Source organism: Pseudomonas sp. AKS31, assembly GCF_023634765.1.
In the GTDB taxonomy this organism is placed as follows: Bacteria; Pseudomonadota; Gammaproteobacteria; order Pseudomonadales; family Pseudomonadaceae; genus Aquipseudomonas.
Genome location: NZ_JAMLFX010000001.1, coordinates 296,416 through 320,847, shown reverse-complemented (window position 1 = coordinate 320,847; position 24,432 = coordinate 296,416). Strand labels below are relative to the sequence as shown.

The 24,432-nt window shown below is 59.7% G+C and carries 13 protein-coding genes; 5 read left to right on the top strand and 8 right to left on the bottom strand.

Translation table 11 applies throughout. The features are described 5' to 3' along the window. Positions 1–80 precede the first annotated feature (80 nt). On the bottom strand, positions 81–527 hold the full coding sequence (azu, locus tag M9827_RS01330) for an azurin (protein WP_007915878.1): 447 nt from the start codon (positions 525–527) through the stop codon (positions 81–83). A 340-nt stretch (positions 528–867) separates the two neighbouring features. Between azu and M9827_RS01325 the strand changes: the two genes are divergently transcribed. Continuing rightward, positions 868–1,455 carry a cytokinin riboside 5'-monophosphate phosphoribohydrolase gene (locus M9827_RS01325; protein WP_250602952.1) on the top strand — a complete coding sequence of 196 codons (588 nt, stop codon included), beginning with the start codon at positions 868–870 and terminating at the stop codon, positions 1,453–1,455. Positions 1,456–1,523: 68 nt separating this feature from the next. Then, complete coding sequence (locus tag M9827_RS01320) at positions 1,524–1,721, top strand: hypothetical protein (protein ID WP_095047310.1); 198 nt, start codon at positions 1,524–1,526, stop codon at positions 1,719–1,721. Positions 1,722–1,928: 207 nt separating this feature from the next. Here the strand turns inward: M9827_RS01320 and M9827_RS01315 are convergent, their stop codons facing one another. The 4 genes from M9827_RS01315 to M9827_RS01300 form a co-directional block, all read right to left on the bottom strand. Beyond that, positions 1,929–2,819: a transglutaminase family protein gene (locus M9827_RS01315; RefSeq protein ID WP_250602951.1), complete on the bottom strand. Its 891-nt coding sequence runs from the start codon at positions 2,817–2,819 to the stop codon at positions 1,929–1,931. After that, a complete protein-coding gene (locus M9827_RS01310) occupies positions 2,819–5,305 on the bottom strand; it encodes a circularly permuted type 2 ATP-grasp protein (RefSeq protein ID WP_250602950.1) in 2,487 nt (828 codons plus the stop codon). The genes M9827_RS01315 and M9827_RS01310 overlap by 1 nt, the downstream gene beginning before the upstream one ends. Before the next feature lie 88 nt (positions 5,306–5,393). Beyond that, positions 5,394–8,669, bottom strand: a complete 3,276-nt coding sequence (locus M9827_RS01305) for a transglutaminase family protein (RefSeq protein ID WP_250602949.1) — start codon at positions 8,667–8,669, stop codon at positions 5,394–5,396. A 301-nt stretch (positions 8,670–8,970) separates the two neighbouring features. After that, positions 8,971–11,283, bottom strand: a complete 2,313-nt coding sequence (locus M9827_RS01300) for a YgiQ family radical SAM protein (protein ID WP_250602948.1) — start codon at positions 11,281–11,283, stop codon at positions 8,971–8,973. Positions 11,284–11,491: 208 nt separating this feature from the next. On the opposite strand from M9827_RS01300, the gene M9827_RS01295 reads away from it, so the two are divergent. The 3 genes from M9827_RS01295 (at position 11,492) to M9827_RS01285 (ending at position 21,508) form a co-directional block, all read left to right on the top strand. Beyond that, the gene (locus M9827_RS01295; protein ID WP_250602947.1) at positions 11,492–14,074 is read left to right on the top strand and encodes a hypothetical protein; all 2,583 of its coding nucleotides are present in this window, start codon (positions 11,492–11,494) and stop codon (positions 14,072–14,074) included. A gap of 53 nt (positions 14,075–14,127) precedes the next feature. After that, positions 14,128–16,740 (top strand): hypothetical protein, encoded by a 2,613-nt coding sequence (locus M9827_RS01290; RefSeq protein ID WP_250602946.1) that lies wholly within the window; start codon positions 14,128–14,130, stop codon positions 16,738–16,740. Positions 16,741–17,062: 322 nt separating this feature from the next. Beyond that, positions 17,063–21,508 carry an NEL-type E3 ubiquitin ligase domain-containing protein gene (locus tag M9827_RS01285; RefSeq protein WP_250602945.1) on the top strand — a complete coding sequence of 1,482 codons (4,446 nt, stop codon included), beginning with the start codon at positions 17,063–17,065 and terminating at the stop codon, positions 21,506–21,508. A gap of 42 nt (positions 21,509–21,550) precedes the next feature. Here M9827_RS01285 and dnaB read toward each other — a convergent pair whose 3' ends face one another. From dnaB to M9827_RS01270, 3 genes are all read right to left on the bottom strand, one after another. Further along, complete coding sequence (dnaB, locus tag M9827_RS01280; RefSeq protein ID WP_008016882.1) at positions 21,551–22,948, bottom strand: replicative DNA helicase; 1,398 nt, start codon at positions 22,946–22,948, stop codon at positions 21,551–21,553. A gap of 121 nt (positions 22,949–23,069) precedes the next feature. Then, positions 23,070–23,516, bottom strand: coding sequence for a 50S ribosomal protein L9 (gene rplI, locus M9827_RS01275; RefSeq protein ID WP_003186385.1), 447 nt, complete (start codon positions 23,514–23,516; stop codon positions 23,070–23,072). A 19-nt stretch (positions 23,517–23,535) separates the two neighbouring features. Beyond that, positions 23,536–24,429 carry a hypothetical protein gene (locus M9827_RS01270; RefSeq protein WP_122599308.1) on the bottom strand — a complete coding sequence of 298 codons (894 nt, stop codon included), beginning with the start codon at positions 24,427–24,429 and terminating at the stop codon, positions 23,536–23,538. Positions 24,430–24,432: the final 3 nt, after the last annotated feature.

Below are 24,432 nucleotides of genomic sequence, written 5' to 3'. Positions count from 1 at the left end.
AGCAGGCTCGCTCCCACATTGATGGCGCAAGCCTGTGGGAGCGAGCCTGCTCGCGAAGAACGATGATGCGGTGGCCCTGATTACTTGACGGTAATCGTGCCTTTCATCATCGAGATGTGGCCCGGGAACGAGCAGAAGAAGCCGTATTTATCAGTGCCGGCCAGCTTCGACACGTCGAAGGTTACCGAGTCAGTTTCCTTGGCACCGATGATTTTGGTGTGCGCGATCACGCGAGCATCGCCATCTTTCAGGTAGTTTTTGTCGATGCCAGCAGCCAGGCCATCAGTGGCGATCGGCTGCATGTCAGCTTCTTTGCTGATCACTAGGTTATGGCCCATGACATTCTTCGGCAGGCTGCCGGAGTGGGTCAGTTCGACGGTGAAGGTCTTGCAGCTCTTGTCGATCACGATTTCCTTGGTGTTGAAGGACATCTGATCGGTGGAATCAACGGTGGTTTTGCACTCGGCAGCCATCAATTGGCTGCTGGCCAGCGCCAGCAGGGATACCGCAACAACTTTGGAAAACATGGTGAATCTCCAAGGCAGGGTTAACAAAAACACGAATGATGGAAAGACTGCCTGAAATCTTCGCAAGTTCCTATGACTTGAGTCAAAAATTGTATACAACTTTCAGGCTATGACACTCATCGAAACAATCTAACGGCCAGATTCCCCGGCCGGCCCTATGATCGGCGCATCTACTGAGACGGAGTGCCTGTCATGTTCTTTAACGGTCTGTTGTGCAGTTTGCTCGCCGCTTACGCCTGTGGCGCCAGCGGTACCTTTGAATCGCCGGAACGCGAAGTTTAGACCTTGGTTCAAGGCGTGCCAGCCATTACCCTGTGACGGATTGACCCAGGAGGAAGGCATGTCTCTGAAATCCGTTTGTGTATTTTGCGGCGCCAACGCCGGCACTGTCCCGGCTTACACCGAAGCCGCCGTCGCCCTTGGCCGGGCCTTGGCCGAACGTAAATTGACCCTGGTCTACGGCGGTGGCGCCGTGGGCTTGATGGGCATTGTTGCTGACGCGGCGCTGGCGGCCGGCGGTGAAGTGATCGGCATCATTCCGCAGAGCCTGATGGACAAGGAAATCGGCCACAAAAGCCTGACACGCCTGGAAGTGGTCGACGGCATGCACGCGCGCAAGGCGCGCATGGCCGAGCTGAGCGACGCGTTCATCGCCCTGCCCGGCGGCCTCGGCACACTGGAAGAGCTGTTCGAAGTCTGGACCTGGGGCCAACTCGGTTACCACGGCAAGCCGCTGGGTCTGCTGGAAGTGAACGGTTTCTACAGCAAACTCACGGCATTTCTCGACCATATCGTCGGCGAAGGCTTCGTTCGCGCGCCACACCGTGACATGCTGCAAGTGAGCGAATCACCACAAACGCTGCTTGATGCCCTGGATAACTGGAAGCCGACCGTCGCGCCAAAATGGGTTGACCAAAAACCCGGCTAACCACGAGGCTCCGATACAGGGCAGAATATGCGCCGCTCAACCTCACCTTCGACCCAAGAGGATCGCCCATGGCCAAACCCAATTACTCCTTCGCCAAACGTCAACGAGACCTGGCAAAGGAACAGAAGAAAGAGGAAAAGCTTCAGCGCAAGAAACAAACTGCTGAAGAAGCGGCACTGAACCCTGACGGTGAAGTGGCGACGCAAGATGATGTTGATGCAACCGAAGCGACTGAAACACCGAAAGATCAGGCGCCCGACGCCTGAACCCCACCGGGTTTGATGATCAAATCAGACCCTGCGGATTTGTGACGGGGCTGGCGGTTTCACTGCCGGCCCTCACAGCCCCCTTTTTGAGTTCCCCCCAACTCCCCTGTGGGAGCGAGCCTGCTCGCGAAAGCGTCGTGTCAGTCGATAATCACTTACTGAAAGAAAGCATTCGCGAGCAGGCTCGCTCCCACAGTTTTGATCAGGTTAATCCAGGGGCATCACCGTGACGCGCACTTCCGGGTCGTGATTGCCGCCGCCCAGAATCACCCCGCGCAACGGCGACACATCGGAAAAATCCCGCCCCCACGCCAGCGTGATGTGTTCCAGAGCCGGTTGCACATTGTTGGTCGGATCAAAATCCACCCAGCCCAGCACCGGACAAAACACCGAGACCCAGGCATGCGACGCATCAGCGCCGATCAGGCGTGGTTGCCCCGGCGGTGGCTGGGTCAGCAGATAGCCGCTGATATAACGCGCTGCCAGCCCTCGCGAGCGCACACACGCCAGCATCAAGTGCGCGAAGTCCTGACAGACCCCACGCCGGCGCTCCAACACTTCCACCAGCGGGGTCGCCACTTGGGTCGCCTCGGCATCAAAAGTGAATTCGCTGAAGATCTTTTGCATCAGGTCCCGCACGCCCAACAGCAACGGCCTGCCCGGCGGAAAACAACTTTGCGAAAACTCGACGAAGCTGCTTTTCAAATGCACGTAAGGTGACTGGAACCGGTAACGACAAGCTTCAAGCAACTCAGCGGACAGCGGCTGACTGCTGTAGGTCAGCGCATCGCGGGTCAGCTCCCAGGCGGGCGACTGATTGAAGTCCAGCGGCGGTCGCGCCAGCACCTCAACGGTGAGCCGAGCATTGACCTGCAATTCATCGTGAGGACGCTCGAACGCCAGTCGGGTCAGCGGATTGCCAAACACGTCGAGCTCATCGCGGCGTGCTGTCGGGTTCGGGCTGATCAGCAACTGCTGTTCGGTGCAGCGCTGCCAGGCGCATTCACGCGGCCACAGGTGCGCCAGTTGCTGCGCCAGGGACACCGGGCTGTCGTAGTGGTAACAGGTGTCGTGGAGGATCTGGTAGCGAGCATTCATCAGACGGATACCGTGCGCTGGCTGACATCATCGACATGGGCGAAATGGCGCAGGGCCAGACGATCCGACACTTGCCCACTGGCCTCGGCAATTTCTTGCAGCAGATCCGCCAGCCCATTCAGAGCTGCCCGGACGCTGGATTCCCCGAACAGCGGATTCTCCAGACACCCCAGATCGAACCGCGCCAGACGCTCGACCAGTTGCGGCAGCCCGGTCTCTCGCGGCGCCGCGAAATCATCGTTCAACCGTTTCAAGGTGCGGGTCACCAGTTTCAACTGGAACAGCACCGCATGCGGGTTCTGCTCATCGAGCAGCAGCAGGTCGAGCACCGGAATCAATTGCGCCACGGCCAGATAACGCGAACGGTAGGTGATGCTGCTGTTGCCCAGTTCCAGTAGCCATTCGAGGCCCGCTTGATCGAGCGCCCCGGCGCCGCGCAGAAACGCCGCCAGACTGCTGCTGAGAAACTGCAGCCGCTCGATGCGCCGGCCGATCATCAGAAAGCGCCAGCCTTCGTCGCGGGTCATGTCGTCGAGGGCGAACCCGGACAGCGCCGCCAGTGACATCACCAGACGGTTAAGGAAATCCAGCAATTCGCCAAAGTCGGGCTCGTCGGTGTCCAGCTCCATGGCTTCACGCTGCAACTCCACCAACGCTTGCCAGTTTTCCCGCGAAAGCTTGCCGCGCACTTGCGAGGCCGCCCACTGCAAACGCTGCAGGTTGGAGCGCAGGCTGAACGACCAGTCCTCGCCCAGCAGCGCCGCAAGCAGACGCTCCGGCAACTCACCTTCGTCTGGCAACAACGTCAGCCGCTCGCCGAGGTCGACGGCGGCCTGCAACGCTTGCGGGTCGTCGCCGTCGACATAGCGCGCGAGCATGATGCGCAGCAACCGCGCACTGTCATCACAGCGCTCGCAGTAACGACCGAACCAGAACAGGTTTTCCACCACCCGTGACGGCAGATACGGGTCGCGGCGCACCAGATCATGAACCCCGACGCTGCGCTGACTCTTCCATTGCTCGCCACTGGGCGGGCGATCACCGAGTACCCAAGTGTCTTTGCTCGCCCCACCGCGCTGCATCGACACTACTTCGGCGTCAGCCTCGGCCGCCACCCGGGTCAAACCACCAGGCAGCACGCGATAACCATCAGCACCGGCCACGGCGTACATGCGCATGCCGATCGCCCGTGGTTGCAGTTGGCCGTTTTCCGCCTGCCAGATCGGCGCTTGGGAGAGTTGAGCCAATTCTTGCGCCACATACGCATAAGGACGCGCCTGCATGCGCTCGGCAAGCGCCTGACGCTGCTTTTCACTCAGGTCACGGCCAAAGACCGGCGCGAAGCTCTGCGAAGGAAACGCCGGTTTGATCAGCAGTTCAGGAAGTTTTTCCAGGGCCTGGGCCAACACCGGCGCCTCACCGCACCACCACGTCGCGATCGACGGCAAAATCAGCTCTTCGCCAAACAGGTATTGGTTGATTTTCGGCAGAAAGCCCAGCAACCCCGGCGACTCCAGCACCCCGCTACCCAGCGCATTGGCGACCAGCACCCGGCCCTGACGCACCGCCTCAAGCAACCCGGGAACGCCGAGTGCCGAGTCCGTGCGCAACTCCAGCGGATCGCAGAAATCATCATCGAGCCGGCGCATGATCGCGTGCACCCGACGCAAACCACTGAGGGTTTTCAGATAGACCGTGGCATCGCGCACCGTCAGGTCACCGCCCTCGACCAGCGGATAACCGAGCTGGCGAGCCAGATACAAATGTTCGAAATAGCTTTCGTTGAAGCGCCCCGGCGTGAGCAGCACCACCAGCGGCGCGTCATCGTCACTGGGCGCTTGTCGCGCCAGGGTTTCCTGCAATGTGCGGAAGAAGCCGGCCAGATGCTGCACCTTCAGATCCCGGTACAACTCGGGAAAGGCGCGCGACACGATGGTGCGGTTTTCCAGGGCATAGCCGGCGCCCGATGGCGCTTGCGTACGATCGGCGGTAACCCACCAGCGCCCGTCCGGCGTGCGCGCCAGATCCACGGCGTACAGGTGCAGAAACGTCGCTTCCGGCGGCGCGACATGCTGACACGGCCAGAGAAAATTGTTGTGGCCAAATACCAGCTCCGCAGGCAACAAGCCTTCGCTGATCAGCCGTTGCGGCCCGTACAAATCGGCCAGCACCGCATTGAGCAGTCGCGCACGTTGGGCGATGCCTGCCGACAGTTGCTGCCATTCATCCGCAGCAATCACGTGGGGCAGCAGATCCAGCTCCCACGGCCGATCGGCGCCCTTGGGATCGGCATAGACGTTATAGGTGACACCGTTTTCCTGAATCTGTCGCGCCAGCAGTGCCTGACGCTGCACCAGTTGCGTAGGTGTGCTGCGCTGCAACTGATCGAACAGTCGCCGCCAATGCGGGCGCACCGCGCCACTGCCGTCGAGCAGTTCGTGATAAGTGCCCGCCGTGAGCGGGTAGCGGTCTAGCAGGTCAGGCATGGAAAGCTCGGCAGACAGCGAAGAACGGTCAGACTAACGCAGGCACATGACATGCGGATAGACGAAAAATCCGCATGTCGCGTGCGATCTAGAAACGTCGCAAATCGATTGTCATCGGCAGCTCGTCACTGATTTCTACGTTCGGTATAGGAAGTTTCCCCGGTGTGTGTCCGACACGGAAGAACCGCGCCATCCGCCGACTCTCCGCTTCGTTGGCATTGACCGGCAACGTCTCGTAATTGCGCCCGCCCGGATGCGCGACGTGGTACTGACAACCGCCCAGCGAGCGCCCCATCCAGGTGTCGAGCAGGTCGAACACCAGCGGTGCGTGTACGGGGATGGTCGGCTGCAAGCAGTTGGCCGGTTGCCACGCGCGGTAACGCACACCCGCGACAAACTCACCAACGCGCCCGGTCGGGTGCAAGGGCACCGCGACGCCATTACAGGTCAGCAGATAGCGCTGCGGCGGCAGCCCCTTGAGCTTGACCTGTAAACGCTCCAGCGATGAATCGACGTAACGCACTGTGCCGCCAGCCGCGCCCTCCTCGCCCAGGACATGCCACGGTTCCAGAGCCTGACGCAGCTCCAGTTCAATACCGTTGACGGCGTAATCGCCGACCTTGGGAAAGCGAAACTCCAGATGCGCGGCAAACCATTCCGCCCGCAGCGGATAACCGGCGCTGTTGAGTTCGACGATGACGTCAGCGAAATCCTGTTCGATAAAGTGCGGCAGCAGGAAGCGGTCGTGCAGTTCAGTGCCCCAGCGCGCCAGTTTCGGCGGCGCATAAGGTTCACGCCAAAACCGCGCGACCAGCGCGCGCAACAACAACTGTTGGGCCAGGCTCATGCGCGCATGGGGCGGCATTTCAAAGGCGCGCAGTTCAAGCAAGCCGAGACGCCCGGTGGCGCCGTCCGGTGAATACAGTTTGTCGATACAGAACTCGGCACGGTGCGTGTTGCCGGTGACGTCGATCAGCAGATTGCGCAGCAGTCGGTCAACCAGCCACGGCGCGCATTCCTCACCCGGTTCGGGCATCTGCGCAAAAGCGATTTCCAGTTCATACAGGGCGTCATTGCGCGCCTCATCGACACGCGGCGCTTGGGACGTAGGGCCAATGAACAATCCGGAAAACAGGTAAGACAAAGACGGGTGGTTGTGCCAGTAACTGATCAGGCTGCGCAGCAGATCGGGGCGGCGCAGAAACGGTGAGTCCGCCGGCGTCGCGCCACCGAGTACGAAATGGTTGCCGCCGCCGGTGCCGGTGTGGCGACCGTCGATCATGAATTTCTCGGTGGTCAGGCGAGTTTGCCGCGCCTCTTCATAGAGAAATTCAGTGCGTTCGACCAACTCGTCCCAGGTCGCCGACGGCTGCACATTGACCTCGATCACACCGGGATCCGGGGTGATGCGGAAATTGCTCAGGCGCGGATCGCTCGGCGGCTCATAGCCTTCCAGCAGCACTGGGCAATGCAGTTCTTCAGCCGTGGCTTCGATGGCCGCGACCAGTTCCAGATAATCCTCGACCCGCTCCAGCGGCGGCATGAACAGGTACAAACGTCCCTCACGCGCCTCGGCGCAAAACGCTGTGCGGGTCAGCCAGTCAGCGGATTCGTCGATTTTCGGCGCGCGTTCGTCAGGCGTCGCCGGTTCACCATGACTGTTGAGCTGCGCAGTTTGCGGCAGTTCGGAGAAATCCTGATTCGGGTCCTGTGGATGGATAAACGGATACTCGGCCGCCTTCACCCACGGCTGCGAACCCAGTGGCAAGCGATAACCCAGCGGCGAATCCCCCGGCACCAGCCGGCAGTGCTCATCTCGCAGGTACCAGCGCCCGCTCTGCCATTGATCGCCCTTGGCGGTGCGCGCCAGCGGCAATACCTGGCCGATCACCTTGTTCAAGCCCTGACTGAAGACCTTGCGCAGACGTGCGCGCTCCAGCGGCTCCTCCAGTCGCGAGTCTTCGGCGCTGACATTGCTCGGCAACGTGCCCTCGCGCCAGAGGTAATAGAAATTATCCTCGTAGGCAGGGAAGACAAAACGTGTAGGCAACTTCAACCGTTCGGCAACACTCGCCAGAAAGCGCCCGGCCAACTCACCATTGGCGCCGTAATCCTGCTGCTCGTCTGCGATCAAGGCGTTGTTGTGCCAGATCGGCACACCGTCGCGACGCCAGTAGCAATTGAGCGACCAGCGCGGCAATTGCTCACCGGGATACCACTTGCCCTGACCGAAATGCACCAAGCCCTGCGGCGCGTAATGCTTGCGCATGCGCTGGAACAGTTCGGCGGAAAGTTGCCGTTTGGCCGGCCCCAGCGCGGCGGTGTTCCACTCGGCGCCATCCGGGTCATCGATGGAAACGAAAGTCGGCTCGCCGCCCATGGTCAGGCGCACGTCATCCGCCAGCAGGTCAGCATCGATCTGCCGCCCCAGCGCCTGAATCGCCAGCCACTGCTCGTCGGTGTAGGGCTTGGTGACGCGCGGCGCCTCCCAGATCCGCTCCACCGACATTTCGTGGCTGAACTCGCATTCGCATGGCTCGACCAAGCCACTGATTGGTGCCGCCGAGGACGGATCGGGGCTACAGGCCAACGGAATATGCCCTTCACCGGCAAACAGCCCGGACGTCGCATCCAGGCCGATCCAGCCAGCGCCCGGCAAATACACCTCACACCAGGCGTGCAGGTCGGTGAAGTCGACCTCAGTGCCGGACGGGCCGTCGAGGCTTTTCACGTCGGCAGTCAATTGAATCAGATACCCGGAAACAAATCGCGCGGCCAACCCGAGGTTGCGCAGCAACTGCACCAGCAGCCACGCCGAATCCCGACAGGAGCCGGAGGCATGTTCGAGGGTGTGTTCCGGGGTCTGCACGCCCGGCTCCATGCGAATCAGGTAGCCGATGTCTTCGCTCAGGCGCTGGTTGAGCGCCACAAGAAAGTCCACTGCTGGCAGCGGAGTGCGATCGATGGCGTCCAGATAGGCTTTGAATTTTGGCGTCAGCGGCAGGGTTTCAAGGTACGGCGCCAGTTCCTTGCGCTCATCGGCAGCGTAGGCGAAGGGGATTTTCTCCGCGTAGGGCTCGAGGAAGAAGTCGAACGGGTTGAACACGGCCATTTCGGCGAGCAGATCGACTTCAATGCGCAACTCATTGGTCTTCTCGGGGAATACCAGCCGCGCCAGATAGTTGCCCTGCGGATCCTGCTGCCAGTTGATGAAATGCTGCTCGGGCGAGACTTTCAGCGCATACGACAGTATCCGCGTGCGGCTGTGGGCAGCCGGGCGCAGACGAACGATCTGCGGGCCGAGTTCGACAGCGCGGTCGTAACGGTAATGCGTGACGTGATGCAATGCGACATGAATCGACACGGCGTGCCTCCTGCGAGCCTAAGCGTATTCGAAAGCGCGCAAGACTTATGCCATGCACAGGCTAAGGCGCTTTCCCGGAATGCATAGGGCAGTACAGCACCAAAATCGGGCGATGCGGGGAAATGGTTTGGCGAAGTTGCTCCTAAATGTGGCGAAGATCAAAAGATCGCAGCCTTCGGCAGCTCCTACAGAAAATGCATATCCCCATGTAGGAGCTGCTGAAGGCTGCGATCCTTTGATCTTCTACCACAATGCAAAACGCCAACCCGAAGGTTGGCGTTCTGTTGAGCTCAAGCGATGTTTAGCGCGGGACGACCGGCTTGCGCGCCGGCTTCGGCCCTTTGCCTTTCGCGGCGTCCTTGCGCTCCTTGGCTGCCTGCTGGTTACGGGCAAACGCCGCTGCCTTGGCCTGTTCACGCTTGTCCCAAGGATTACCGCCATCACTGGCGCGCGGCGGCAGGCCGGTGTGCTGGGTGAGGATCTTGGTGGTCTTCTCTTTGCCTTCCTTCGCCACTTTATGGCTGCCGGCCGGCGTCGAGTTCTTGCGACGGGCGCTCTGGTAGCTGTCGGTAGCCGGCTGGTGCGTCGGGATCAATTGATCCTTGCCCGAACCGATCAGATCAGCGCGGCCCATGCGGATCAGCGCTTCACGCAGCATCGGCCAGCCTTTCGGGTCGTGATAACGCAAGAACGCCTTGTGCAGACGACGCTGCTCTTCGCTCTTGACGATGGTCACGCCGTCGCTCTTGTAGGTGACTTTGCGCAGCGGGTTCTTGCCCGAGTGGTACATCGCGGTGGCGGTGGCCATCGGCGACGGATAGAACGCCTGCACCTGGTCGGCGCGGAAGCCGTTGCCCTTGAGCCACAGGGCCAGGTTCATCATGTCTTCGTCGGTGGTGCCCGGGTGGGCAGCGATGAAGTACGGAATCAGGTACTGCTCTTTGCCCGCTTCCTTGGTGTACTTCTCGAACATGCGCTTGAACTTGTCATAGCTGCCGATGCCCGGTTTCATCATCTGGTTGAGCGGACCTTCCTCGGTGTGTTCCGGGGCGATCTTCAGGTAGCCACCGACGTGGTGGGTCACCAGCTCTTTGACGTACTCCGGCGACTCGACCGCGAGGTCGTAACGCAGGCCGGAGGCGATCAGGATCTTCTTCACACCCGGCAACGCACGGGCGCTGCGGTACAGCTGAATCAGCGACGAGTGGTCAGTGTTCAGGTTCGGGCAGATACCGGGGAACACGCATGACGGTTTGCGGCACGCGGATTCGATTTCCGGGCTCTTGCAGGCGATGCGGTACATGTTCGCGGTCGGGCCGCCGAGGTCGGAGATGACCCCGGTGAAGCCAGGGACCTTGTCGCGGATCTCTTCGATCTCGCGAATGATCGACTCTTCGGAACGGTTCTGGATGATCCGGCCTTCGTGCTCGGTGATCGAGCAGAAGGTGCAGCCACCGAAGCAGCCGCGCATGATGTTCACCGAGAAACGGATCATGTCGTAGGCCGGGATCTTCTCCTTGCCGTACGCCGGGTGCGGAACACGGGCGTAAGGCATGCCGAACACGTAGTCCATTTCTTCAGTGGTCATCGGAATCGGCGGCGGGTTGAACCAGACATCGACCTCGCCATGCTTCTGCACCAGCGCGCGGGCGTTGCCCGGGTTGGTTTCCAGGTGCAGCACGCGGTTGGCGTGGGCGTAGAGAACCGGGTCGTTACGCACCTTTTCCATCGACGGCAGGCGGATCACGGTCTTGTCACGGGTCATGCGCGGGCTGGCAAGGATCTGCACGACCTTGGCTTCCTGCGGATCCTCGACCGGGCCCTTTTCCTGTTCGATGGCACAGGCCTGGGTGTCTTGCGTGTTGACGTACGGGTTGATGATCTTGTCGACCTTGCCCGGACGGTCGATGCGCGTGGAATCGACTTCGTACCAGCCTTGCGGCGTGTCACGACGAATGAACGCGGTACCACGCACATCAGTGATGTCTTCGATCTTGTGGCCCCACGACAGACGCTGGGCGACTTCGACAATCGCGCGCTCGGCGTTGCCGTACAGCAGAATGTCGGCGCTGGCGTCGATCAGGATCGAGTTACGCACGCGATCCTGCCAGTAGTCGTAGTGGGCGATGCGGCGCAGGGACGCCTCGATGCCGCCGAGCACGATCGGCACATGCTTGTACGCTTCCTTGCAGCGCTGGCTGTAGACCAGGCTCGCGCGATCCGGACGCTTGCCGGCCATGCCGCCGGGGGTATAGGCGTCGTCGGAACGGATTTTCTTGTCCGCGGTGTAGCGGTTGATCATCGAGTCCATGTTGCCCGCTGCAACCCCGAAGAACAGGTTCGGCTCGCCGAGCTTCATGAAATCGTCTTTGGACTGCCAGTTCGGCTGGGCAATGATCCCGACGCGGAAGCCCTGGGACTCCAGCAGCCGGCCAATGATCGCCATGCCGAACGACGGGTGATCGACGTAGGCATCACCGGTAACAATGATGATGTCGCACGAATCCCAGCCGAGCTGATCCATCTCCTCCCTGCTCATCGGCAGGAATGGCGCTGGCCCGAAACATTCGGCCCAATATTTTGGATAGTCAAATAACGGCTTGGCTGCTTGCATGTCGACGACCGGTGTTGAAGTGAAAATTCGCGGGCGCGGAATATAGCACAAAAAATAACCAATTCCGACGGCAATGGTCGGTTTCTCTTACAGCCTGCGTTTTGCGCATCCGACAACCCGTAACCGGCATCAAATCACCGTTCAAACCTAATATTCATCAGTCCAGCGCCAGCGCCGGCTGATGTGACAACCCTTCAAGGATGAAGAAATGTCACCGAAATCGCCCATCAGAGGCATCGCCACTGTCCATATCCATCCCCGCCCCGACACGCCGCTTATCGGGCGTGTGCCGTATCAGACGGATCCATCAGGTGTCCTGCTGGCACGCGCAGTACAGACGCCCGGCAAAATCACGACGAGCACTGACCTTGACGCGATCACTGCGGCGCCCCCGATTACGATCCGCCAGTCGACATCCACCGCGCCCACGCACCCCGTGGCTCAGGAGCAATCACTTGAGCAGTACCGGATCAGTGCTCCTGTCTCGCTGCCGGATCCCGATGCAGAGGGTTTCAGAACATTCAAGGGACGCCGCTACGTCGATGTGCAGGACGGCGGGATCGTTCAGATTGTGCTGGATGCGCAAACCGGGCTGTACCAAGCGAGATTGCCCAGCGAGCGGCACGCCTCCGGGCCGATGCTTGTACGCGATCCCGACAGCCGTTTCTGGCATGCCCTGAAGGCCCCCGCCCCCACCACTTTCCCCTTGTCCACTCAACGCCTGCTCGCCTTCGCAAGCGATCTGGATTTGCACGGCGCAGAACCTGGACATGACGGCCTGCATCACTACAACGGCAAACTGTATGTCGTGTTGGGACAGCGCACCTATCAAGCACTGCATGATCTTGACGCGTCTTCGCCGTCGAGGGCCGTGATGCGCATCGTTCGCTCCGAAGATCCTGTGGCCGCTGATTCCGCCAACGTTTACATCGGCACACGTCCGGGGCGCTCGGAGCCGATTGTCTTTGATGAGCATCAGGGTTGGGTGGGCACGCTGGCAGGCGGTGCGGGAGGCATGCGTCGAAGCGCAAAGCCGACGGAAGCCGCGCGGGTGGCCGACCTGGTCTTCGAGCTGCAGGCTCTGGATCTGGAGTTCGACCAGGCGATGGCCAAGGGCGAGCAGATACAAAACCGCTGGCGGGCCCTGAAAGGCACCGACGGCGAGCGAAACGTATTGGAACAACTCGAAGGACACCATCAACGGGAGCTGTCGATACTCGAAAAAGCTCTCAGCGTGCACACCGGACAAAAGGAGCGGATCATCGCGGCCAGAGGCAGCACCTCTTACCGGAACAAAGTCATCATGCTGCAAAAAGGGCGAATGCTGACGCTCAACCAAATGATGATCGCCAATGACTCACTCAAGCTCCTCGACGGACCGCTTTTCGGCGGTCCGGTTTCAGACCACCCCAAAATCGCAGCCCATCTGTCAGCCAAACTGGTGATTCTGAAACAACGTCAGGCCATTGCTGATGAGCTGCGGAACACATGGCGCTTGTCGCAAACCGAATTGAAAGACGTAGCGTTCGAGCCGATGGATCTGCACGACACCGTGGCATTCTGGGTTTACGCCCAAAGCCGAATGTTCGTCGATACGACGGCTGAAGTGGACATCAACAACGCCCACGCCCGATACCTCGGCTTCTGCTTTGGCGAGATCACGTTTGCCTTCCGCGCGTACGACAGTATCCCTACCCAAGCGCGCATCGCATTGCTCAGCGATCTGCTGGATCAGACGTCGGCCATCAGAGTCTCTTACGAGAATCTGCAGCTCCCGACCGGTGCGCACCATAGCCGTTCACGCGAAGACATCGTCGAGGCCATCCGCACCTTCGAGGGCACGCTGGAAGAGCACCTGAACCGTTTCCACCATGAGCAGGAAAAGACATCAGCGCTGCCACCCCATGAGCAACCGATTGATTTCGACTTTATCCCTGCACAGGACAGGAACCAGCCGAGCGTCACACCGCGCAAGATGTTTCGCAGCAAACACCACGGCGTCTACAAGATTCGCGTCGGTCGGCCGCGCCGTACCGCCGCTGGCGAAGAGCTGATTGATGTCATCAACCCACACGATCCGGCAGAGGTTCTACAGACCTACGAGCACCGGGAAGGCGAATGGCGTCGCCAGATTGCCCGGCAAGAAAGAAATCTGGCGACATTGACCACCCAGGCCGAGCAACTTCTGGAAAAAACCGATTCGCACTTGAACACGGCCTGGCGCGATGAGAGCGCGAAACGCAACGCTACCAGCATCGTCGAGTTCCTCACCGACCGGGCCGACAACCTCACTGAAGTCACCCGACAAATCGAACAGGCCCCGAATCCCGGTGCCGTGGATACGGCCACATTGCTCCAGCGTCTGGAACACGACAGCCAGCGCCTGCTCAATGAGGGCGAAGAGATTCGCGTGCGGCTGTACAAAGACCCTGCCTATCTGAGCATTGATCGAGTGGCGTACCTGATTAGCCATGGCCATCTCAGCGCCACCCGAACCCATGCCCGGGTGCAACTGGGCAAAGGCAACAAAAAAGACTTCCTCGACGTTTACACCCTGAACGACAGGCAAACCGGTACGCCGTTGTGGCACGCCCATTTTCACTATGCGGAAAAACACAGCCCGGCGCTGAACTTCACTGCCAAGGGCGGCCATCTCAAGACCCTGCAGCAGAGCAGGCTCGGCACGTCATCCCAACGCCGGGATGAACAGGCAGGTCGAGCACACGTGCGGATCTGGCGCGAAGACATTGACCTGTCGACAGCACAGCAAATATTCCAGCTGGCTTCATAAAACGGCCTCTCCCTGAACCAGGGTTGAGGGACTTATTTTCAAGGATGAAAAACATGGCTCCAAAAAAAAGCGCCAAGGGCACCACCAATGCCGACAGCCCTTTTCGCGCGGATTCACCAGGGCACGGCAATACGGGGCAAGCACCTCGTATGACACTGGAATCGTCGTTTTCTCTCGCCCCCCAGACGCAGCCGCTCGGCACTCACGGCATGCCCAGTCCTGAGCTGAGAAGACCATCCCCCGTCGTCATAGCGCACACGACAACGGCCTCGGTGGAAATGGGCGTAACAGGGCCACAATCACTGGAGCGCTACCAAACCCCGGCAACTGGCCGTTTGCCCCAGGCCAATACCGAGGGCTTGAGAATGTACAAGGGCCGCGAATACGTCGATGTCGGGCACGGCGGCATCGTGATGGTCGGGATCGATCCGCAGACCGGCCTCTACCGCGCCCAGCTCGCGGCCGAGCGGGTTGCCTCTGGCCCGCTACTGCTGCGCGACAGCGACAGCGGTCTGTGGCATTCGCTCAAGGACGGTGACGCCGTTACCTTGATCGACACTCACCTGCAGACGTTGCGCACAAATCCGGATATCACCGACGCCAAGGCCGACAGCGACGGGATGTTGCGCCATGAAGGGCGGCTGTACCTGCCCCTACACGACTACGTTTATCAGGTCATGCACGATGTGAGTGCCTCCACCGGGGCCCAAAAAGGGTGGCGTATCGTCAACCCGAAAGACCCCGTGGCAGTCGACAGCGCGAATATCTACCGAGCCAGCCGCAGCGGCGCAACACGGCCGGTCAGGCGCGATGAAGGTAATCGCTGGGTCTATCATTTGCCAGACCTGAAGGGAGGCATTCAGGACGCGGAGATTGCCCGCCTGAGTAAAGACACGTTGATGCAGATGTACGAGCCTTTTCACAAGGCCCACACGGAGTTGACGAACTCGTCGGACCGGCATAACACCCTCTGGGCAGAAATCCAGAAACTGCCCGAGAGCAGTGCAGAGCGAAACGCAAAACTGCTGAGTCTCGAAGTGCATTTGCTCAAGCATGTGCAAAAACAGGCAGATTTCGTGGAGTCGCTGGTGCTCAACAGAAAATGGCTGGTCCTTGCGAAAGCCAACGGGCTGTTCAAGCAGGAACTGCACACCTTCCGCATAGAGCGCGCCGAATTCCTCAACCGTCTCATGGCGGCCATGGACCTGCGGGTCAGGCCGGCGGTCTCCAGTCTGGATGCCGACAGTTGCAAGCGAATGATCCCTCACCTGAACAAGAAGCTGAGATTTATCGAAGAACGTGAAGTGGTGTTGGCAGAAATCAGAAAAGCCGACCCTGGAGCGGCGCCGATACTCGAAGAAATCAGGCAACAAGTACCGTCGGCCGAACGCATCAACTTCAACAAGCTGACCCTCTACGTACACCTGTATGCGGGCACGCCCGACCATTCACCCAATACCACCATGCCATCGCTTTCCTCCGTCGACCTGGTCACCGGAGACCTGATAAACATTCCGCAACATGAGCATCCGATGGCGCTGCTCTTGAGCCTTGATCAGATCAGGACGGACAAATCCCGATTTGAACTGCAACTGGCGGTCAATGCTGACACGGATGCTTTGAGGGCCGGGTATCTCCGGGAAATTCTCAGACTGATTGATCCACTCGAGAGGCGAATCGAAAACCGGCTGAACGACATTCTGGAATCGATTGGCCGCGATCGCGAGCTGCCCAACATCGACCACGATATCGATTTCGACTTCCTTCCAGCGCTGCCCGACCCTTCGGAAAGCCCCCGCCCTTTTTCCCCCAGGAAAGTTTTCCGGGTCCGCCAGCACGGCACTTACCGGGTTCTGGTCGGTGAAACGGAAACGGCTCAGGACGGCAATGTCATCGTCAGGGTCCCGGACCCGTTGCGCCCCGGCTCTCCATCCGCCCGCTACGAAAAAAGACAGGGCGAATGGTTGCCAGTGCGACCTCCCATCGCCAGTACACCCCGACCACAACTGGTCGCCGAGGCAAAGCGGTTACTGGTCGACGTTGAACAGCACGTCGCCAAGGCCAGGGTGGAAGAAGCGAGAAAAACCAATCCGACCGAGATTCTTGAAGGCTTGGGCAAAGAGACGGAAAGCCTGAACGAGCAGGCAAGGCGCCTGGAAAGCCATGAAGACGCGGCCAATGACACCGAACTCCTCGACCTGGCTGCGCGCTTGCGAAGCGTTGCCGAGTCACTGGATGCCCATGGCCAAAGTGTTCTGGTGCGCATGTACAAGAACCGGGACGTGCTCGACATCATGCGTTTGAACTATCTGATGGATGCCGACGAAGTCAGCGTGAGTAAAACCGTTGACCGCAAGCCATTGGGCAAGGGCAAAAGCAAGTCGTTTCTTGATGTTTATTCGATCACTGATCGCGCTGACGACACACCGTTGTGGGAGGCACATTTCCACTATGACCAGCACAACGCCCCGCCCCTGAGTTTCACCACCAGAGGTGGTCACCTCAAAACCCTCGAACAGAGCAGGCGCGGCATCGACGCTCAGCGCCGCGATGAACTGGCCGGTTTGCCGCACGTGGCCATCTGGCGCCAGACCTTCGATGGCAAGACCGCGAGCAAAATATTTGCACTGGCCAGCGCGGCTGGCGTGCACCTCAAGCCTGAGTAAAGGACTCAGGACCATACGATCAATCAGGCAATGACGCCGCCCCTGCCATCAGCGCCCGTTCAGACGAGCTGATGCGCAAACCCTGCAAGGATAGAAAGACATGCCCGTTAAATCGCCTCCCAAAAGCAACAGGCCCGGTAATCGCCCGGCTCACCAAAACGCTGTGCCAGACGTGGACTCCCCGCGCCTCGACCTGCCACTGCGCACAGATTCAGACATCTCGATACCCGGTGGGCATACACCACGACCGGGCCGCTTACCAACGCCAGCCGATATCGATGCGATCGAGCCGGCACCAGGCATCACGGTTCATCAACCCGCGATGCCCATTGAAAATCCGCGCGCGGCAAGCCAGTCACTGGAACATTACTGGGTGCCTGCTGCCAGTGGTTTGTCGGATCGCAACGCTGAAGGTTTGAGAACGCACAAAGGCCGCCAGTACGCCGATGTGCCCGGCGGCATCGTGCTGGTCGGCAAAGATGCGCAAACGGGTCTGTATCGGGCCAGGCTGCCCAGCGAATCCAACCCCTCGGGGCCAGTATTATTGCGAGACTCCAGCTCGGGGCTGTGGCATGAACTGGAACACTTCGAGCCGATTGGTGTGCCATTGTCGAGCAGCCGTCTGGAAGTTTTCCGCACGCCGCTGGATTTCACTGGCGTTCAAATGGGTAGCGATGGCCTCCACCGGCTCAACGGTAAACTCTATGCTGTGATCGACAATCACAGTTACCAGGTCCTGCACGACACCGACGCCTCGACCCCATCGACAGCGGTAATGCGCATCGTCCGTGGGCAAGATCCGGTGGCCGGCGACAGCACCAATACTTACATCGCTACCCGTCCCGGGCGCTCGGAGCCGATCATTTTCGATGCTCGCGAAGGCTGGCTGGGGACGGCGGTCGGCGGTGCCGGCGGCATGTTCCGCAGCGAGCCGGGCAGCCCCGCGCATCCCAACCTGCTGCAACGATTTGCCAGCGCGATCAATCAATTACGAACGCCAGAGTCACGTGCGCGAAAACTCTTCCCGGCCCTCAACAGCGAGGAAATCTCTCAGCTTCTGCGTTCCCACGGCGATGACGTCCGCGACTATCTGTCCCAACGCGAGGCCAGTTACAGGGCACTCAAGGCAGATCTCGCTTCCTGGATCAGCAAGACATCCTCGCAGGCCCCTACCGAAACTGCACATCCCGCGGTGGAGCGTGCCGCCGAAGAAATAAAACGTTGCTGGAAACGGCAGACGGGGACGACGCTGAAACTTGATTTGGGCGAGGCGATTCTTGCCCCGCTGACGGCTGACTTCAGCCACGTACGAACACTGGAGCTGAAGGCGGTCGCCTGGTCGGACACCGCCGACACCTTCCTTGGCCGTTTCCCCAACCTTGAGAAACTGTCGGTAACTCACTCCACCCTGGACAAGCTGCCGCCCGATGTCGCGTCGATGAGTGTTCTCAAGGCCCTGGAACTGAACTCGAACCGAATCGAGTTCAATGAGCAGACAGCAGCAAAACTGGGCGCACTCAAACAGCTTGAACACCTCGACCTGTCGGGCAATCCGCTTGGCAGAATCCCGGACTTTCGCGGCATGTCACACCTGCAGTCATTGAACCTGAGCAACACCGGGCTGGACCATTGGCCCAGCGGTCTACGCGATCAGGTGGCACTGGACTTGGTCGACTTGCGCAATAACCAACTGCGCGAAATTCCACAGGCGATCCTTGACCCGTCAAGCGATGAACGACTGGCGATCACCCGTATCAACTCGGTCACGCTGATTGAAGGCAACCCCTTCCCGGCCGGCTACTGGCGAACGCTCGAGGTTTACTGGCGCCGCGTCGTGGCCGACTATCCGGCGATGCGCACTGGCTTGCGCGCAGATGCGTTCAGACTGGATGGCGACATTCCCGAAGTGGCGATGGTGCAGCGGATGTATCCGGACAAGAATCCGCAAGCCGCCAGGGAATATCTGCTCGGCCTCGGTGACGGCGCCGAAGAGCAGATAGCGCAACGCATTGCCGGTTTCGATCTACTGGAAACGCAACTGCAGGCCTACATCGCCGACAGTCAACCCGGGGCGGCCAACGCCCTGGGCCCGGAAAGAGTCAACGCCACCCGCCTGGCAAGAATCATCAGAGGCTGCTGGCTGGGTGAGTCGGAAGGCGTATTGAAACTGCCACAGCTGTACGGTCCATTACCCCTGCTGACCGTGGATTTCAGTCACATCAAATCCCTCAGTCTCGACTCGGTAATCTGGTCGGACACCGCCAATACGCTTCTGTCCAATTGCCCCAATCTGGAAAGACTGACCATCGTTAACTCCGGCATCGATAAACTGCCGCAAAAAATCGCCGAGATGGACAAACTCAACTATCTGGACCTGAGTTCAAACCAGATAAAACTGGATGAGCAAAGCGCTTTGGCACTCAGTGCACTGCATCAGTTGAAACAGATTGATCTGTCCAACAATCAACTGCGGGTGGTGCCTGACTTCAGCGCCATGTCCGGGTTGCAGGTCTTGAACCTGAAAAACACAGGCCTCACTCAGTGGCCTGCCGGGCTGCTCGACAAAACCGCTCTGACCAGCCTGGACCTGCGCGACAACCGCTTGAGCGAGGTTCCTCAGGCGAACCTCAACCCGACACCCGAGACGCTGTCCGTGGTCGCGCGGATCAACAATGTCACGCGACTTGAAGGCAACGACTTCCCCGCCGCTTACTGGCGAAAGTTCGATGGCTACTGGCGACACCTCAAAGCGTCTCACCCCGAGCTGATGGAGCCGGCGCATCCCGCCGTATTCGATAGCGAGAACTCCAGGGCGCAGCGTTATCGAAACCTGTACCCGACCAAGAGCATCAAGGAGTGCAGAGAGTTCATCTGGAGTCATGACAAAGGCACCTTTGCCCCACGCTTGCTCGCGCTGGAACAAGAGTTCGATCTTCTGAAAACCCAGCTCGACGACTGGGTTTTTTCCGGAGGCGGTAACCGCCTGCGTTACGTGCGTGCCAATCAGCTGCAAATCAACGCTACCACCCGTAATGACCGCACCGCAGCGCGGGATTTGATCATCAGTTGCTGGCGCCGCGAAACGGCGCAAAAGCACGCTTTCGACGGCTCGCCGATCGGCCTGGAACTGGACTTGAGCGGTCTGACCTTGCCGACCCTGCCGGATCTGAGCATCGACTTCAGCCATGTTGGCTCACTCAGATTGAGCGGCATGAGTCTGACGGAGTCACCGGAAGGTTTCCTCACCCGTTTTCGTCATGTGCGCTGGCTGGACATGTCGAACAATCGCCTCAGGGACTTGCCCCCGGCGGTGGGAGAAATGCACGCGATGACGCGCCTGTTTCTGCAGCACAACCAACTTGAACTCAATGCAGAAACGGCGCGGATACTGGCTGGACGCACAACGCTCAGAGCACTCTGGATCGACAACAATCCCCAGCTCGGTGTGATCCCGGATTTCAGCCTGATCACCGATATGCGCGAGGTCACCCTGGCGAACACCGGCATCTCGCAGTGGCCAACCGGGCTGTTTGATCAACCCCTGCTGACCCGGATCGATCTGAGCAACAATCAGATCACCACGATTCCTGACTTTGTCACTGCTCCGCCCCCGGAGCGCTTGGCGCATTCGGTCCAGGTCAACAGCGGCACGCTGGTGAGCAATAACCCGCTGTCGGACGCAACGCCGCAGCAATTGCTCGCCTACCGTGAACGACTGATGTTGGCCGGTACGCCTCTGACCCGAACAGCCAACCTGATCACGACGTCCGTCAACGTCGCACGACGTCCCGTCACAAGAGACGCCCTGGAACCGGACCCGCGATGGACTGAGGGATTAAGCGTCGACCAGGCTACCGCGCGAAAAGCTCAATGGCGCGCGTTACGCGAGCAGGATGGCTCGGACGGTTTCTTCAACATCCTGGCGAGCCGCGGTGACCATGCTGATTTTCGGCGTCAGGCATGGGACGTGATCGATGTCATCACAGAAAATAATCCGCAGTCGAGAAACCTGCGCAGGGAGCTGTTCGATCGCGCGTGCGAAGCCGGCTGCACTGACCTCGCCGCGGCCACCTTCACCGACCTGCAAGTCCTGGCCATGACGTACAAGGCTCGGGTTCAGGCCAGACTCGATCTGGATGGCGCACCCTTGGTGGCATTGTCCAAAGGATTGTTTCGCCTGAAGCACGTCGACGACTTCGCGGCAGCAGAGATCGCCTCAAGCAGGGCCATCATCAACGATCCGGCAACCTCCCGCGAGCTGCGAAACAGCCATAGCTTGCGCATACGCGATCCACATGAAATGACCATGGCCTACCGCTTTGGCCTACGAGATCGCCTGCAATTGCCGTTTCAGCCGCAGGCACTGACATTTATCGGCATGGCCGGCGTTACCCCGGCAATGCTGGATGCGGCGTATCGCAAAGTGTCGATGCTGAATGGTTCGCCTGAAGAATTTCAGGCGTTGGTGTCGATGGATTTCTGGCAGGACTTCATCATTCACAAATACCGGGCGCAATTCGATGCGAGTCGTCAGCCGTTTCAGGATCGTCAGGGAATTCTCGACAGCCAGTCATCACAAGGCCTGCTGAGCGAGGCTCAATACAACTCGCAAACCGATGATGTGACGGCGCAGTTGGCGATTGTCGAAGCGACATTGATTCAGACGCTGACGCGGCAGGAATTGCAGCCTCGAACAACAATCGAGGCGACTTCTGCCAACGTCACGTCTGCGCAGGAAACCCCGGGAGCGAGTAACGCAACGCTGTAACCAATAGAGCGGCGCAGCAGGCCGATTGATTTCGGCCTGCTGTCACTCGTCGTCGTCGAAGTTGTAACTGCCCGGCGCGAGGTTTTCGAAGCGCGTGTATTTGCCGATAAACGCCAGGCGGATAAAACCGATCGGGCCGTTACGCTGTTTGCCGATGATGATTTCGGCGATGCCCTTGTGCTCGGTTTCCGGGTGATACACCTCGTCGCGGTACACGAACATGATCACGTCGGCGTCCTGCTCGATCGCTCCCGATTCACGCAAGTCGGAGTTCACCGGACGCTTGTTCGGACGCTGTTCGAGGGAACGGTTGAGCTGCGACAGCGCCACCACCGGGCAGTTGAATTCCTTGGCCAGCGCTTTCAGGGATCGCGAGATCTCGGAAATTTCGTTGGTACGGTTGTCACCGCTGGAACCCGGGATCTGCATCAGTTGCAGGTAGTCGATCATGATCAGGCCGACGTCGCCGTGTTCACGCACCAGGCGCCGGGTCCGCGCACGCATTTCCGACGGGCTGATACCGGCGGTGTCATCGATGAACAGTTTGCGATCATTGAGCAGGTTGACCGCCGAGGTCAGGCGCGGCCAGTCATCATCTTCCAGTTGGCCGGAACGCACCTTGGTCTGGTCGATGCGGCCCAGCGAGGAGAGCATACGCATGATCAGCGATTCACCTGGCATCTCGAGGGAGTACACCAGGACCGCCTTCTCGCTGCGCAACACGGCGTTTTCCACGAGGTTCATCGCAAAGGTGGTTTTACCCATCGACGGACGGCCGGCGACGATGATCAAGTCGGCAGGCTGCAGGCCGCTGGTCTTCTCGTCGAGGTCGGTGTAACCGGTGGACAGGCCGGTAATCGCGTTGTCGGTGTTGAACAGGGTGTCGATGCGGTCGATGGCTTTGGTCAACAGTTCGTTGACACCGACCGGGCCACCGGTCTTTGGCCGTGCTTCGGCGATCTGGAAGATCTGCCGTTCGGCCTCATCGAGGATCTCTTCCGCGGTCCGGCCTTCCGGGTTGAAGGCGCTGTCGGCGATTTCAGTGCTGATGCCGATCAGTTGGCGCAACGTTGCACGCTGACGAACGATCTGCGCATAGGCCTTGATGTTGGCGACGGACGGCGTGTTTTTGGCCAGTTCGCCAAGGTAACCAAGGCCGCCGACCTGCGAGGTCTGCCCTTCCTTGTCCAGTTGCTCGGACAGGGTCACGACGTCGATCGGCATGTTCTGATCGGCCAGTTTGGCGATCGCACGGAAGATCAGACGGTGGTCATGTCGATAGAAATCGCCGTCGGAGACTTGATCGAGCACGCGTTCCCAGGCGTTGTTGTCCAGCATCAGACCACCGAGTACAGCCTGTTCGGCCTCGATGGAATGCGGCGGCACCTTCAGGGCAGCGGTTTGCAGATCGTATTGCTCGGGAGCGGAGATATCGTTCATGGCCACTTGTGTTTGTTGGGAAAAACAGGGAATTCAGAAAGACAAAGGGCACGACCTGTAAACAGGATCGTGCCCGATGTTAACCGTCTGACGGACAAGCCGCCAGCCGATCAGGTATTACTTAAGCTGCTACCACGACAACGCGTACGGTGGCTTCAACTTCGGCGTGCAGGTGCACAGCCACGTCGAATTCACCCACGTTGCGGATGGTGCCGTTCGGCAGACGAACTTCGCTTTTCGCAACTTCAACGCCGGAGGCGGTCAGTGCGTCAGCAATGTCGTGAGTACCGATCGAACCGAACAGCTTGCCTTCGTCGCCAGCGGTGGCAGTGATGGTCACTTCCAGCTCGGCCAGTTGGGCAGCACGGCTTTCAGCCGATGCTTTACGGTCTGCGGCAGCTTTTTCCAGCTCGGCACGACGCTCTTCAAACGCAGCCAGGTTGGCAGCGGTTGCAGCGGTAGCTTTGCCGAAAGGCAGCAGGTAGTTACGGCCGTAACCGGCCTTAACGTTTACTTTGTCGCCCAGGTTGCCCAGGTTGGCGATTTTTTCCAGAAGGATCAGTTGCATGTGGAAATCCTCTTAACTTTTAACCTTCACCGTTCGCGTTATCGGCGTCTTTCGACACGTGACGACCGCGAAAATCAATCAGGCTGTCGACAATGGCCAGAACCACGAGCAACGGATAGATCAGCTGCATGAACAGCAGCAGCGTGACGTACAACCCCACCAGCCAGAAACCGGCCAGTCGCTTCTGCCCGACCAGCCCGTGAATCAGGGCAAGTCCGGCGAACACCAGCGGTACACTGCACAACGGCGTCAACATGGCCATCTGTGCACCGAGATTCGGGCCCAGAAGCATCAACGCCAGCAGTAACATCGCCGGCCCCAGCGGGATCCGGATGGCGCGAAACTCGCGACCAAAACCACCCGGGTTGTACAACAACGCCTGCCAATGCCGCCCGACAATCAGGCTCAGCACGCTGACGATCTGCAACAGCGCCGCAATCAGTCCGGTCAGGACCGGTGCAATCAGGGACGCGAAACGCGCTTGCTCATCGACCGACAATTGCTTGTAGGTCTCACCGAGAAGCGCCGGCATGACCTTTATTAAGGCCTGCGCGAGCATCTCGATCTGGGCCGCAAACGCAGCCCCAAGCACCACCGAAAACACCACGCCAATCACTACGCTGACCAGCAGCGTGCGGACCCAGGACTCACTTGCGCGCAAAACCAACGCAAGCCCCGAAGACCCCAGCAGCACCAGAAGTGCCCGTGGGTCATCGGCATACAACCACCAGATCAACGCCGGCAGCAGCCCCAGAGACAGAACACCCAGGGCGTCCGTCAGTCCGCGCCGCAGCAGCACAAGGCTCCCCGCGGCAGCACCCAACCAATACAACAACGGCAATGTTGCACATCCGGCCACCACGAGAGTGGCCTGCATACGGCCTCGCATGATGAACTCAGCTAAGGCACGCATGCA